The sequence below is a fragment of the Anaerolineales bacterium genome (assembly GCA_030583885.1).
GTDB lineage: Bacteria > Chloroflexota > Anaerolineae > Anaerolineales > Villigracilaceae > Villigracilis.
Genome location: CP129480.1, coordinates 1,455,095 through 1,467,953, shown reverse-complemented (window position 1 = coordinate 1,467,953; position 12,859 = coordinate 1,455,095). Strand labels below are relative to the sequence as shown.

16 protein-coding genes are annotated in these 12,859 nt (G+C 46.6%); 9 read left to right on the top strand and 7 right to left on the bottom strand.

What is annotated here, in order from left to right; genetic code table 11:
- Nucleotides 1-59: 59 nt before the first annotated feature.
- From QY332_07360 to QY332_07350, 3 genes are read left to right on the top strand one after another with little or no spacing between them, the layout of a single operon-like run.
- Complete coding sequence (locus QY332_07360; protein ID WKZ37749.1) at nucleotides 60-1,589, top strand: class I SAM-dependent DNA methyltransferase; 1,530 nt, start codon at nucleotides 60-62, stop codon at nucleotides 1,587-1,589.
- Nucleotides 1,589-2,800, top strand: a complete 1,212-nt coding sequence (locus tag QY332_07355; protein ID WKZ37748.1) for a restriction endonuclease subunit S — start codon at nucleotides 1,589-1,591, stop codon at nucleotides 2,798-2,800. Before QY332_07360 ends, QY332_07355 begins: the two co-directional genes overlap by 1 nt.
- A 1-nt stretch (nucleotide 2,801) precedes the next feature.
- The gene (locus tag QY332_07350) at nucleotides 2,802-3,071 is read left to right on the top strand and encodes a hypothetical protein (protein WKZ37747.1); all 270 of its coding nucleotides are present in this window, start codon (nucleotides 2,802-2,804) and stop codon (nucleotides 3,069-3,071) included.
- Between the two features lie 13 nt (nucleotides 3,072-3,084).
- Here QY332_07350 and QY332_07345 read toward each other — a convergent pair whose 3' ends face one another.
- Together QY332_07345 and QY332_07340 are read right to left on the bottom strand one after the other, a co-directional pair.
- A complete protein-coding gene (locus QY332_07345; GenBank protein ID WKZ37746.1) occupies nucleotides 3,085-3,942 on the bottom strand; it encodes an IS3 family transposase in 858 nt (285 codons plus the stop codon).
- Between the two features lie 16 nt (nucleotides 3,943-3,958).
- Nucleotides 3,959-4,258, bottom strand: a complete 300-nt coding sequence (locus tag QY332_07340) for a transposase (protein ID WKZ37745.1) — start codon at nucleotides 4,256-4,258, stop codon at nucleotides 3,959-3,961.
- Between QY332_07340 and QY332_07335 the strand changes: the two genes are divergently transcribed.
- From QY332_07335 to QY332_07310, 6 genes are all read left to right on the top strand, one after another.
- On the top strand, nucleotides 4,257-5,102 hold the full coding sequence (locus tag QY332_07335) for a hypothetical protein (protein ID WKZ37744.1): 846 nt from the start codon (nucleotides 4,257-4,259) through the stop codon (nucleotides 5,100-5,102). The two genes, QY332_07340 and QY332_07335, sit on opposite strands and share 2 nt — an antisense overlap.
- 170 nt (nucleotides 5,103-5,272) lie before the next feature.
- Nucleotides 5,273-6,127 carry a hypothetical protein gene (locus QY332_07330; protein WKZ37743.1) on the top strand — a complete coding sequence of 285 codons (855 nt, stop codon included), beginning with the start codon at nucleotides 5,273-5,275 and terminating at the stop codon, nucleotides 6,125-6,127.
- 183 nt (nucleotides 6,128-6,310) lie between these two features.
- Complete coding sequence (locus tag QY332_07325; protein ID WKZ37742.1) at nucleotides 6,311-6,778, top strand: gamma-glutamylcyclotransferase family protein; 468 nt, start codon at nucleotides 6,311-6,313, stop codon at nucleotides 6,776-6,778.
- 4 nt (nucleotides 6,779-6,782) lie between these two features.
- Nucleotides 6,783-6,950 carry a hypothetical protein gene (locus QY332_07320; GenBank protein WKZ37741.1) on the top strand — a complete coding sequence of 56 codons (168 nt, stop codon included), beginning with the start codon at nucleotides 6,783-6,785 and terminating at the stop codon, nucleotides 6,948-6,950.
- Nucleotides 6,947-7,483, top strand: coding sequence for a DUF6398 domain-containing protein (locus QY332_07315; protein ID WKZ37740.1), 537 nt, complete (start codon nucleotides 6,947-6,949; stop codon nucleotides 7,481-7,483). Before QY332_07320 ends, QY332_07315 begins: the two co-directional genes overlap by 4 nt.
- Before the next feature lie 131 nt (nucleotides 7,484-7,614).
- Nucleotides 7,615-7,848, top strand: coding sequence for a hypothetical protein (locus tag QY332_07310; GenBank protein WKZ37739.1), 234 nt, complete (start codon nucleotides 7,615-7,617; stop codon nucleotides 7,846-7,848).
- Between the two features lie 170 nt (nucleotides 7,849-8,018).
- Here QY332_07310 and QY332_07305 read toward each other — a convergent pair whose 3' ends face one another.
- From QY332_07305 to QY332_07285, 5 genes are all read right to left on the bottom strand, one after another.
- A complete protein-coding gene (locus QY332_07305) occupies nucleotides 8,019-8,672 on the bottom strand; it encodes a hypothetical protein (protein WKZ37738.1) in 654 nt (217 codons plus the stop codon).
- Between the two features lie 31 nt (nucleotides 8,673-8,703).
- A complete protein-coding gene (locus tag QY332_07300) occupies nucleotides 8,704-9,027 on the bottom strand; it encodes a hypothetical protein (GenBank protein ID WKZ37737.1) in 324 nt (107 codons plus the stop codon).
- A 12-nt stretch (nucleotides 9,028-9,039) separates the two neighbouring features.
- On the bottom strand, nucleotides 9,040-9,357 hold the full coding sequence (locus tag QY332_07295; protein WKZ37736.1) for a hypothetical protein: 318 nt from the start codon (nucleotides 9,355-9,357) through the stop codon (nucleotides 9,040-9,042).
- A gap of 206 nt (nucleotides 9,358-9,563) precedes the next feature.
- Nucleotides 9,564-10,367 (bottom strand): hypothetical protein, encoded by an 804-nt coding sequence (locus QY332_07290; GenBank protein ID WKZ37735.1) that lies wholly within the window; start codon nucleotides 10,365-10,367, stop codon nucleotides 9,564-9,566.
- 12 nt (nucleotides 10,368-10,379) lie between these two features.
- Nucleotides 10,380-12,821 carry a hypothetical protein gene (locus QY332_07285; GenBank protein ID WKZ37734.1) on the bottom strand — a complete coding sequence of 814 codons (2,442 nt, stop codon included), beginning with the start codon at nucleotides 12,819-12,821 and terminating at the stop codon, nucleotides 10,380-10,382.
- Nucleotides 12,822-12,859 lie beyond the last annotated feature (38 nt).

Here is a 12,859-nt window from a genome sequence, read left to right as displayed (position 1 = left end):
CCGTTACACTTCGGGGGTGCTTCGCAAAAACCCTTAGGGTCTGGAATGAAACAGGAAAAATGCCAAAGAAACCAACACCACAATCGCAAAATTCAAAAGCATCCCTCTCTTCCCTCATAAAATCCGCCCGCGACATCATGCGGAAGGATGCGGGGTTGAATGGGGATTTGGATCGGTTGCCGCAGTTGTCGTGGATTTTGTTTTTGAAGTGTTATGACGATTTGGAGATTCGGCGGGAGGAGGATGCGAAGGCGACGCGGCAGAAGTATAAGCCGATTATTCCGCCACCGTATCGCTGGCGGGATTGGGCGTCGAATGAGAATGAGGGGGCGACGGGCGAGGATTTGATCAAGTTCGTCAATGATGGCTTACTGCCTGCGTTGCGCGGACTTTCGGGGTCGGATGAACGCTTGAAGGTGGCAGAGGTCTTCAAGGAAACGTACAACCGCATGCTCTCGGGCTATCTGCTGCGGGATGTGGTCAACCTGGTGGATGGAATCCACTTTCAATCGAAGGATGAGATCTTCACGCTGGCGCATTTGTATGAGTCGATGCTGAAGGAGATGCGCGACGCGGCGGGCGATAGCGGGGAGTTTTACACACCCCGTCCCGTAGTAAAACTGATCGTAGACAGAACCAAGCCGCGGCTGGGAGAGACCGTTCTCGATCCCGCCTGCGGCACGGGCGGATTTTTAGTCGAGGCGTATGAATATCTCAAACCGCTGGCGAAGAATTCCAAAGACCAGATCAAGTTGCAGAGCGAGACGTTGTACGGCGTGGAGAAGAAGCCGCTGCCGTATTTGCTCGGGACGATGAACCTGCTGCTGCACGGCGTCGAGAATCCGAACATCCGCCGCGATAACGCCTTGAAGAACCCGCTGAACGAGATCGGGGAGAAAGACCGCTTTGACGTGATCGTGACCAACCCGCCCTTCGGCGGCGAGGAGGAGGCGGGCATTCAGTTGAACTTCCCCGAGTCGCTGCGCGCCAGCGAGACCGCCCTGCTGTTCATGCAGTTCGTGATGCGCTCGCTGAAACACGGCGGGCGCTGCGGCGTGGTGGTGCCCAATGGATTTTTATTCGGCGACGGCGTTTCGGCGCGCATCAAGGAGCAACTGCTGCGAAACTTTGACCTGCATACGATTGTCCGCCTGCCAAACGGAGTCTTTGCGCCTTATACGGGTATCCCGACCAATCTGCTTTTCTTCGTTCGTCCTGAGCGTAGCGCAGCGCAGTCGAAGGACCTGACGACAACTGATATATGGTTCTATGAGCATACTCTCCCCGAAAGCGTGAAGAACTATACCAAGACACGCCCAATGCAGTTCGAGGAGTTTGCGCCGCTGATTGAATGGTGGGATGCGCGTGAGGAAAACGAACACGCGTGGAAGGTACGCGCCGATGATGTTTTGAAATATGACGAGAATAAAAATCTGCTTTCAGCCAATCTCGATATTAAGAATCCAAACAGTAAAGAGGATTTGGCACATCTACCGCCACAAGAACTGGCGGAGAGCATCCTTGTCAAAGAGAAACAGATTGCCGAGTTGATGGATGATATCAAGAGTTTATTGGCTAAGGGGTTGTAATGACAAACGATTGGCAAACTGTCGAACTCAGCAAAGTAATGCGGCTTGAAATTGATGCCGTGCCAGTTAACTCTCAATCAGAATTTCAAATGGCAGGTGTATATAGCTTCGCACGTGGACTTTTCAAAAGAGAAGCATTACCGAACACTCAAACAACCTACAAATTCTTTCACCGTCTTCATAAAGATATGTTTGTTATTAGCGTGCCAAAAGGTTGGGAAGGCGCATTGGCTCGTGTTACCGAAAATTTCAATGGGATGTTTTTATCCCCTGTTTTTCCAACATTTCGAGCGAATCCAAAGGAATTAGATATTCGATACTTTGAATGGTATTGCCGCCAATCAAAAGTCTGGGATGAATTAAGAAGAAAATCACGTGGTATTGGAGCAAGACGGGAGTCTATCTCTGCTGAAAAGTTTCTCTCACTTGAAATTCCTCTTCCACCATTGGATGAACAACGCCGAATCGTTGAGTACGTCGAAACTACTTCCGCCCTTGTCGCAAACGCACTGTCTTTGAGAGAAGAAGCGGATTTAGAAACAGAAATACTTGCGTTTGCAACAGCAAGAAAAATATTTGCAAATCTTGACGCTGAAATAATTGAACTTGGTGAATTAGTTGACCAAACACGAAATGGAATTCAAACAGGACCATTTGGTGCTCAATTAGGTTCTGGCGATTTTATTGAAAGCGGGCATCCTGTTATCACAATTGGTAACGTTCAATTCACTGGTTTGGAAACTCGCAATAAATTGAAATTTATCAGCAAAGCAAAGGCAAAACAACTTGCTCGCTTTGCTGCCCAAGAAGGCGATATTCTCTTTGCAAGAATGGGAACCGTCGGACGTTGTTGTGTTGTTCCTAAAGAAGCGGAAGGTTGGATTTATAACTATCATTTGATTCGTGTTGCTCTGGATAAAACAAAAGCAGAACCAAGATATATTCATTGGCTTATACGAGCATCAGAAGATATAGAAACTAAATTAGGCGATAAGATACGTGGTGCTACACGAGAAGGTGTAAATTCCAAAATTGTTGCATCATTACCTTGTCGCGTTCCCCCGCTCGACGAACAGCGGCGTATCGTGGCGTATCTTGATAGTGTCCAAGCGCGGCTGGCGTCGCTGCGGGAGTTACAGTCCGCTACGGGGGAGGAATTGTCCGCGTTGCTACCGTCCGTGCTGGATAGGGCGTTTAAGGGAGAGATGTAATATGGCAAATTTCTCAAATTTACGTGGAATGCTTCTTGAAGAGGCGATACTTTACCTTCTTCGTGCGTCGGGATATAAGACGGTAGATTCCATTGACGGAGATGAGACTTTAGAAGGTCATTCGGCAGGAATAGCGGTAAAAGGTCGTGGAGGAAGACATCAAATTGATGCTATTGCCGATTTCACTGTTACACCGCCTTTTTCTTACCCACAACGGCTATTGCTTGAAGCGAAGTGTTATAGCAGTCCTGAGGTGGATAAGACTCTTTAGAGTTGAAAAAGGGTTAGTTTAAGGTGGAGTGATTTGTTAAGGTTGAGTCTACTGCAAGTGCATGGGGCTTGCAAGCCCCATGCACTTGCGCGGGCGTCAGGTAATCCAGCGCCTGGTGGGGACGTTGAAAATTGTAGAAACGGATGTAATTGGCGAGCTGTCGATGAGCCTCCTTTGGGCTGGCGTATTCATGCAGATAAACTTCTTCGTACTTGATGGTGCGCCACAATCTTTCAGTGAAAATGTTATCCACGGCGCGTCCGCGTCCATCCATGCTGATCTTGATTTCTTCACGCTGTAGGCGCTCCAAATATTTCGGGCTGGTGAAGTGGCTACCTTGATCGCTATTCCAGATTTCAGGCTTGGCTTGGAATAAAGCATTGTCCACGGCGGTTAGCACGAACTCCATCTCCAGGGTCTGACTGAGCGCCCAACTCAGAACATAGCGAGAATACCAGTCCAGCACTGCCGTGAGGTACAGCCAGCCATGCTGAAGTCGGATGTAGGTAATGTCGATGCCCCAGATGTGATTGGGACGCGCGGCGGTCACGTTTCGCAGCAGGTATGGATAAATCTGGTGCTGTGGGGCAGGTGTACTTGTGTGCGGACCTGGAACCAGGGCAAAAATGCCCATTTCGCGCATATAGGCTTGCACCGTTGGGCGCGAAACACCAAACTCAGGATGCAACTGAACGGCGATTTTGCGTGAGCCGTAGAATGGACAAGCTGTGTAGATTTCATCGATGCGCCGTTTGATTGCCAACTCTCGCGCGGAAGGCGGCACAGGCTCATAGAACAGACTTGAGTAACTGATCCCAAGTAGATCTGCCTGTGTTTTCAGCGGCATTTCTGGGTTGTCTTTTTCCAACATTTCCAGTCGCTCTGCTCTACTCAAATTTGAAGCCAGATTTTTTTTTCAGCCATGATAATTGAGCGCTCAATCGCCCAATCTCGGCATACAGTTCGTTGATCTGTTTTTCATGTTCGGCTTCACGAGCGCGTTCGCCTTTGCGATCATCCTCAAAGAGTTGGGCAAAGTCTTCCAGCGCTTGTCTTTTCCATTTGTGGATTTGGTTCGGATGAACGCTGTTTTCGGTCGCGATCTGTGCCACACTTTTGTCTTCTCGGATGACTTCCAAGACGATTTGTGCCTTTTGAAGAGCTGATAGGCGTTTTCTTTTGGGCATGGTTTTCTCCAGAAACTGCACCTTAATTATGCCCGTTTTTGTGTCTAAATTTCCTTATCCACTATATCCCATTGGCATGGAAGTAGCACGAAATGGATTTGGTGTATTACGAGATGCAGAAGAATATTGGGTTCCATCGCCCACTACAGCGATACTAAAAAAGCGTTATCACTATCAATATGCAATTGCATCTATAAGCGGATTCTCAAAAGATGCCCAAGAATACAGCTACGCCCACGATATCTATTTATTAGCTTTAGAGAACGCCTCATATTTTCAACAAGTTAGAGAAGCTATAAATGCTTTCTCAGACGATAACAATGAGATCAGTGTTCCTAGAGGTAAGCAAAAGTTACATCAATTACGAATGTCAATTCGCGAGAGTCTGCGCCAACAAGGGAATCAACTTCCGAACGAAATAAACGAAACTACCTTGCCATTATTTACTCGCTTCATTGAAGCTTGTAGAACTGTAAGAGCAGGAGTAATTGCTTTACTAAACAACAGGTTTCCAGTTATTCTTATACCTAATCCTAATATTCAATTAAGGGAGCTCGAAGAACAACACGTCAGAATTTTTAGAGGTGAGGAAGAAAGGGGTTGGTATATTACCACTCAAAATCGTAACCAGCGTCTATTCTCTTTTGATATCCCAAAGGAGATATTTGAATTTTATGCAGACAGCGGAGAACTTACTCCTAAGCGAGCATTAGATCTAAAAGCGGAGAATATGGGGACAATCCAATTGATAATTGCAGTTGGTGAGAGTGTGAGAATAGTTATCCTAAAATTAGATACCAATTGGATTGATAGGGTAAGGGAACGACTTGATGAACAAGGGTAAACCGCTCGACGAACAGCGGCGAATTGTTGCGTATCTCGATAGCGTCCAAGCGCGGCTGGTGTCCCACAAGGGGATGATATCGCTGCGGGAGATACAGTCCGCTACGGGGGAGGAGTTGTCCGCGTTGTTACCGAGTGTTTTAGATAAGGCTTTCAAAGGAGAGTTGTAGGGTGAACAAGAAATCGCTAAACCAAGCACGCCAAAGAAGCATTCATGTTTATATGAAACAGCAATTATCGCAATCAGAAGGCAAACGCCCGCTCGAATCTGTGCGTGAAATAATAGGTTTGGCAACAGCAAGTGCTAGTATTTTTGTAGCTTTACTTTATCTAGCGGGTCGACGGTTTGCCAGCGGCTATTTTGAGGCAATGAACATCCCAAATTATCAGGTTAATTTTTCAGTTTCAGAATATGGAGAGGTAGCATGGCTTCCAATGCTTATTTACCCAGCTATTATTCTTGGAAGTGCTGCATTAATTGGTGTAATTTTTTCTGCACTTCAAGACTGGGCTACTCCGCAAATCAAGCATATTGTGGAATGGCTTGGAAACAGCTTTGAGAAAAAGAATTCTACGCCTTTTCGTACTGGTTTCAGCAAACAAACAAAGCAATGGCTAGTCAATATCCTGATCTCCATTATCGTAATACTGTCAACTTTAATTATTGATAGCACGCTTTACTTTGTGTACAAATGGGGCGAACTTTCAGGACTAATAAATGTCGTGAATAATTCCGCTCAGATTGATTTGGTTTCAATATCACCATTGCACCTTCTCAACGAAGATGCAAGCAACCAAAGTTTTCGTTTATATAAAGACTATCAAATGTTGACTTTCAATGAAAATAAGTATTACGTATTCGACGACATTGACCCTGCCACCTGTAAACCATTACAGGTTTATGTAATTGACTCGCCCAACCTTATTCAGGTTAATATCAAACAACCGATTTCGCTTGAAAGTAAGTGCTCTAAAAAAATACCTGTGGGTTTATTCCCAACTATAGAATATTTGTTTACCAAATAAAGGATAAGATTATGTCGATAAAAAAGGAGATAAGGTACACAGTGGCGCATCTCGATAGCGATCAAGCGTGGCTGGCGTCCCACAAGGGGATGATATCGCTGCGGGAGTTGCATCCCAGACGGGGGAGGAATTGGGCGTGTTGTTACCGTCCATGCTGGATAGGGTGTTTAATGGAGAGTTGTGATGCAAAGGAGTAAGCCTTATTTTGCTTATGGTTCAAATATGAAAATTGACAGAATTACAGCCGATGAGCGAGCTCCTTCGGCAAGAAAAATAGGTCGAGCGAAGATGCTAGACAAAAAACTGGTGTTTAATAAGATTAGCACTGACGGCTCTGGAAAAGGAAATATTATTGTTTCTCCGTCAAATTCGGTTTGGGGAGTATTATTTGAAATTAACGAAAGAGAAATTCAGAACCTTGATCGTGCTGAGGGAGGATACTATAAACAAGATATTACAGTTATTGACGAGGACGGAAATTCAACAGACGCGTTTACATATATCTCTTCAAAAACAGATGATAATTTAAAGCCCTACGATTGGTATTTGGAGCTAATTATTGAAGGTGCTGATGAATGTGATTTGCCAAAAGAATATATTGATGATTTAAGAAAGTTTGAATCCAAGCCTGACACCCGAAAAAAGAAGTAATGTCATGAAAAATTCCCAACACTTGCTCGACGAACAGCGGCGTATCGTGGCGTATCTCGATAGCGTCGAAGCGCGACTGGCATCGCTGCGGGAGTTACAGTCCGCTACGGGGGAGGAATTGTCCGCGCTGATGCCGAGTGTTTTAGATAAAGCATTCAAAGGTGAATTATGAAAACCAACTCTCTGAAAGTCCCAGAATCCATGCAGGCATTGTATGATGAAATCACTTCCATCAACAACGCATTTTGCAAGGAATATCTCAATGAGGAATATGCAGAGATGGCACGCAAGATGGCGGCGACTCTGGCGCGCAAGCGCCCGTCTCCTTTAGTTAATGGACGTGCTAACTCATGGGCTGCTGGTATTTTGTACACACTTGGTCAGGTCAATTTTCTGTTTGATAAATCTCAGACCCCGCACATGCGCGCCGATGAACTCTGCAAAAAAATTGGAGTCTCCCAGCAGACTGCCAGCGGGCGGGCGCAAAAAATCCGCGACATGCTCGATATTTTCCAAATGCACCCCGATTGGACATTGCCCAGCCGCGTGGATAACAACCCCATGATTTGGATACTGAAAGTCAATGGCTATATGGTGGATATTCGTAGTATGCCGCGCGAAGTACAAGAGATTGCGTTTGAAAAGGGGTTAATACCATACATCCCTGCGAATCGGGATGATATATCTGACGCAGAGGAACAATAGGATGCTGATGGCAAAGGTTGACGCGCTGCGGGAGCCCCACAAGGGGGTGATATTACAGTCCGCTACGGGGGAGGAATTGGATGCGTTGCTACCGAGTGTTTTAGATAAAGCATTCAAAGGAGAGTTGTAAGATGGCAAATCACAAAGTTTATTCTGCTTTAGTTCAAGCCGTCAAAAGTGGGCAATTGAAAGAACCATTTGGACAAGATGAATTTCGCCATGCTTGCCCTGGACTTGGCGAAGGTACTTACCAAGCATTTCTTCATAAACACAGAAAAGGAAATCCAGGTGGTGTTTCAGAATTATTCGAACTCGTTGCTTCTGGTAAGTTTCGATTATTACGCCCTTTTCGGTATGACCTATGATGACTCGATCACGGCTGATGTCGCTTTTGTAGCATAAACCACCCTGCCCTCCCATAAATAATTCCTAGGAGACTCGACCGCACTCAGTATTTCAAAACCATAATCCCTCATCAGGGACTCAAAATACACTTTAACCATTTCTACAAATGTCTTATCCATAGAGTATCCTCCTAAGGTGTAAATAGCTCAATCGGAACAAGCATATCAAATCCACCATCTATACCTGGACTAAGAATAAGTTGTACTTCTGCCCAAGTAGATTTTGACGTATCTATCTCGTCATATTTCACATTTAATACAAAAACATTCCTATCGTCAACCGCATTCGTAATAGCTTGTTGATTAACCAACCAAAAATCACCTGCATCGCTGGAAAAGCCTGTTTCAGAATACAAAGAATTATCCACGGAAAAATAACTGGCATTTCTGTCGTTTGCAAGTTCAATATAACCGCTAATCTTATCTGGGTCATAATAACCGAGTACAAACTCATTAGTTTCGCCTCGATGAACACTCAAATTAGCCAAACTATTTATCTGGCTATCCGAAAGACTTAATGCAAGAGGTTTGTTTACCGGATTATTTGAATTTGAAATTCCCAATAACCAGCTATTGAGTGATTGACCTGGAAGTGGTGGATCACCCAAGACTCCAGTCGGGTCAACACCGAAGGTTTGAGCACGTTTCATAAAGTCCACAGCATTATCGCCATACAGTGTAAGAAGCAATATACCCTCATCCCCATGGGTACGGATAATATCCACTGCATCGTCACCGTATTTAAGTAAAAGCGGGAGGATATCGCTTCCATGTTTGCCGATCAACTATTCTTTTGTTAAAGTGTCAGGTCGCTAGTTAATTTTCAGGCTTATTAATATCTTGCAACCTTGATGCAAATTTACGAAGTTCTAATCTAAATTTCATTAGGTCTTGCCCCACTTCAGTTTTTTCAAATATCCAGCCATCTGTAATAATTCTAAAAATACCAAAAGCATGGCTCTCTAGTCTTTTTTTACTGATTTTTTCTTTACTCAAATCTTCTGTTATTGATTCAAGTAAGTTTAACATACCTCGAGAATCTATTTTGATGCCTTTGACACGATATTCTTCTTTTACACGACGCTTAAGAGATAAAGCTGCGTTTGTTATAGATTGCATTTCTGTTCTTAGCTCTTCCATAAAATATATTCCTTATGGTTGTTTTATTAGTGTTGATGTATCTGGTACATAAATTTGAAATCCTCCAACAATTCGCCCAAAAGTAAAGGGCGTGGAATCAATTTCCAACTGTTCCCAACTTTGATACCATCCAACCTTTACATTTTTAGGCACGGGGGCAATCATCATCACCGGGTCGAGATTGTTTTTAACAAAAGCTTGATATACCACGCCGCTAAAAAAGTCGGCAATCGTAGTAGTTACCGTTTGACCCCAGCTTGCCCACCAATTGGCAGGTGCGGTTGTTGTATGTACCCTCTCGCCTTCTTTTCTTCCCAAGTAATACGCCATCAATCCGGCCTGCAGTTCCTGCGCCTGCTGCTCCGCCTCACTGTTATCCTTCTCCTGCGCCAGAAAGTCCGCGAGCGCCTGTTGCTACGCCGCCAGCTGTTGTCCCGCGCGATGGCGGTCAGGCTCCGTTCGCCGCCGGAAAGCGGCAAAATGAAATTCGCTAAACTGGCTTGTTTTACCCCTAGCCTTACGCCATGATGCTAATGTCATAAAACATTCATGAAAAAACTTCTTGTGCCATATGCAATAAGCCAAACAACAAAAATAATAGAAGCAAATCTTAATAAGATAAATGCTTTTATCTTTTTCCATAACAAGAAAAAAACAAATAATGCCACGCAGCCCACCGCTATTGCCGTAGGAATGTACCATATTTCTGGCAGAAAAAAGCCTGCGAAATAGGCAAGTGCCGCAACCAAGATACCTGCTTGAACACGAACGCTTTCCAGCCAGTAAAGTGACAGCACAATTCGCCACTTCACTTTGACCGAATCCCTTAATCTGGATACCACACGATGTTTATTTATATCCTTTAACGCCAGGCGCGCCCTGAGGTGGTCCTTTTTATAAAGATAATTTCTCACAGACCCAACCAATGCGACAAAATTTAATGGGCTTGACACCAGCACAGCTTGATAATTGTCAAGCGCTTCCGAGTAAAATCCTCCTGCTTCATGAATATTAGCTATGTACAGCCGAGAAACCACGGTCCAATTGTATGTGGACACTATGTTATGAGCTATTTGTTTTATTTTTTCTCCGTCGCCACTATTAACAAAACCTTGCTCAAGCAGTAGAATGTACACCTCCTGCCAAAGCATATTATCTATTTCATTTTCACTATTGTTATGCATCAAATAGGCTTGCCGTGTTTTTTCGTAATTATAGAGAATATAGTCTGCCATTGCACGTAAACTTGGCAATATCGAACTATCACCCGCAATTTTCTGCGCAAATTCGACCTCTAAATTCCAAAGTTTTTTATAAATTGAAATTATCACATCGCTCATTGTAGATTCCTTCTACGGTTGAAAAGAGGGGAAACGGTTAATAACATTTACATCGCCAGTAGTGGATACATAAATCACAACCAATCCAAGCACAACAGAAAACACTGTAGCTGCCAGCGCCACCTTTACAGGCTTCCACTCCAAATACAATCCCTCAGAGATACTTTGCGAGGTCTCTTGGGCGTTGTCTTGACTGGTTGTCACAACCTGATCTGCTGTATATCGGAAACTTGAATTCCAGCCTGCCCAAGTAAGTTCCGCAGAGGCCATGGATGTAATCACTGCAGAAGACGGCTTTTGAAAAGGCGCTGGAAATGAAATTCCTAACCCAATTGAATTATCATCCCAACCCGTGGCCAGCTCAATTGGGCCTACATGTAGCAATATCCCTTTATTGCCCAAATGCATTGGCAAATTCGATAAAGTCTGGGCTTCAACACCAAGAGTATATCCAATATCCACAAAATTGGAACTCACAAACATGTTCTTTATCAAAGGGATTTCCACATCATGCTCGAGAGTTAATGGCGCCAACCATGGAATGAAAGGTTGAATTTGTCCTGGTTCCCGAACTTCGATATTGGATATCGCCTCGCCCTCCTTCCGGCCCAGATAATACGCCATCAATCCGGCCTGCAGTTCCTGCGCCTGCTGCTCCGCCAGCCAGGCCTCCGCTGCGGACGTGTCCCGCTCCTGCGCCAGGAAATCCTGCAGCGCATCTTGTTTGGCCTGTTCCGCCTGCTGCTGTACCGCCAGCTCTTGTCCCAACGTGATTGCTTTCGCTATCGCCGCACCAAAGCCCTGTGTGGCGGCCGTTTTCTGCAACTCCTCGATCTCATCAGGCGACGCTTTCTGGTCCTGCAAATATTCCAGCTGCGCCTTCAAGATCGCCTGTCCCTCCAGCCAGCTGCGGATCTTCCACTGCTCGCGCATCGCAATGCGGTTGGCTTCAATGGCTGCGTTCCTGGCCTCTACTTCCGCCCTCACCTGCGCGATCTGTGCCGCTTCTTCATCCTTGCGTTTCTTCTGCTGTTCCAATGCCAATGCGGTTGCATAACCGATCACCGCCGCCGCCATTGCGCCCCACAGCACGTTTGTGCTGGCCGCGGCCGCGACAGCGCCAGCCCCCGCATGGCCGGCGAAACTAAGGCTTTGGGTGCTGGTACTTGAAGCGACACCCCCGCCAACGGACGGCTCGGAATTGCCCTCTCCTCCAGCGCTCCCCTCCAGCCCTTCCCCCTGAGAAAGGGGAGGAGTAAACGCGGGGATGGGTTGAAAATAACTCAGCGGGTTGACCGTTACGATCCCGCTGCGGATGCTTTCGTTGCCCGCCGCGTCTCCCGCCTTGACCGTGATCAGGTACTCGCCTACCGGCGCAGAACTGCCGTCCTTCCACCTGCCATCCCATATGAATTCCTCCTTGAACTTGTTCCCTGTAACGCGCTCCTCCCAGACCACCTTCGGGAAGCGTTCCTTCTCGTCCTCGATCACGATGCGCACCAGGTACAACCCGCTGCCGTCATCCTGCAGGCTGTAGTTGAACGGTTCGCCCAGGTCCAGTTCATCCGTCAGCGCAATGGCCGGCGGAATGCTGTCCACCTTCAGCGCCAGCACTGGTGTTTCATTGATATTGCCGGCGTTGTCCACGGCTTTGAATTGATACCTATACACGCCGTCGGTGAAGGATAACGGCGCGCTGTATGCCGTCCATGCGCCGCCGTCGGCGCTCACTTCAAAGGATGCCAGCCCGGAGGTCGCATCCGTGGCCGCAGCGGTGAGGCTGGTTCGGGTCGTGTGCCAGCCATTCGTCCCGCTCGAGCCGTTGATTTGCAGATCGATATCCGGAGATATCGTGTCCACTTGGGCGCTGAGGCTTCCCATCCGCGAACTGTCACCCCAGGAGGAGAGCGCCCAATATTCAAAGTTGTTTTCGCCTTCCAGCAGTGGAACTTGACAACTGGTTTGAAATTCTGGGCAAGCAAAGATTTCGGTATTGCGTGCGCCTTCGATCAATAAAATCTGATGCCCTGATAGCGGCTCGTTGGCTGTTAGTTCAAGTTGAGGAGCTGTCACGCACCAGCCGTTTTGCAGGGTGCAGTTTTGTAATGTGCCGGTAATCGTCGCTTCGGGATGCGTGAGGGTCGTGTAGCGTACGCTGTATTCCTGTCCCCATTGGGTGCGGCCGTCATTCCATGACTCGCAATCTCCCGGGTAGTTTGCATACGCCTGCCAGGGCTTGCTCTCGTTACTGCATGACCAGTCGTCCACGCGGTGGTAGCGGTAATCCCCCCTGGCCGCCACATACATGCATTCCCACAAGACCACCTTGCACTCCTCCACAGCGGTGGTGACGGTTCTATCCGGTCCCAGGTAGTCCGCGAGGACAGGCGTGGAAAATCCAAGTAATAGAATGATCAGTATGACAAGAAGATGGCTTTTCCGGAACCGCAGCATGCCGCACCTGTTGGTTCCATTGTACAGACAAGACCACG

Coding starts and splice junctions, on each gene's coding strand:
- QY332_07360 (WKZ37749.1), top strand. CDS start 60: ATGCCAAAGAAACCAACACCACAATCGCAAAATTCAAAAGCATCCCTC.
- QY332_07355 (WKZ37748.1), top strand. CDS start 1,589: ATGACAAACGATTGGCAAACTGTCGAACTCAGCAAAGTAATGCGGCTT.
- QY332_07350 (WKZ37747.1), top strand. CDS start 2,802: ATGGCAAATTTCTCAAATTTACGTGGAATGCTTCTTGAAGAGGCGATA.
- QY332_07345 (WKZ37746.1), bottom strand. CDS start 3,942: ATGTTGGAAAAAGACAACCCAGAAATGCCGCTGAAAACACAGGCAGAT.
- QY332_07335 (WKZ37744.1), top strand. CDS start 4,257: ATGGTTTTCTCCAGAAACTGCACCTTAATTATGCCCGTTTTTGTGTCT.
- QY332_07340 (WKZ37745.1), bottom strand. CDS start 4,258: ATGCCCAAAAGAAAACGCCTATCAGCTCTTCAAAAGGCACAAATCGTC.
- QY332_07325 (WKZ37742.1), top strand. CDS start 6,311: ATGCAAAGGAGTAAGCCTTATTTTGCTTATGGTTCAAATATGAAAATT.
- QY332_07320 (WKZ37741.1), top strand. CDS start 6,783: ATGAAAAATTCCCAACACTTGCTCGACGAACAGCGGCGTATCGTGGCG.
- QY332_07315 (WKZ37740.1), top strand. CDS start 6,947: ATGAAAACCAACTCTCTGAAAGTCCCAGAATCCATGCAGGCATTGTAT.
- QY332_07310 (WKZ37739.1), top strand. CDS start 7,615: ATGGCAAATCACAAAGTTTATTCTGCTTTAGTTCAAGCCGTCAAAAGT.
- QY332_07300 (WKZ37737.1), bottom strand. CDS start 9,027: ATGGAAGAGCTAAGAACAGAAATGCAATCTATAACAAACGCAGCTTTA.
- QY332_07295 (WKZ37736.1), bottom strand. CDS start 9,357: ATGGCGTATTACTTGGGAAGAAAAGAAGGCGAGAGGGTACATACAACA.
- QY332_07290 (WKZ37735.1), bottom strand. CDS start 10,367: ATGAGCGATGTGATAATTTCAATTTATAAAAAACTTTGGAATTTAGAG.
- QY332_07285 (WKZ37734.1), bottom strand. CDS start 12,821: ATGCTGCGGTTCCGGAAAAGCCATCTTCTTGTCATACTGATCATTCTA.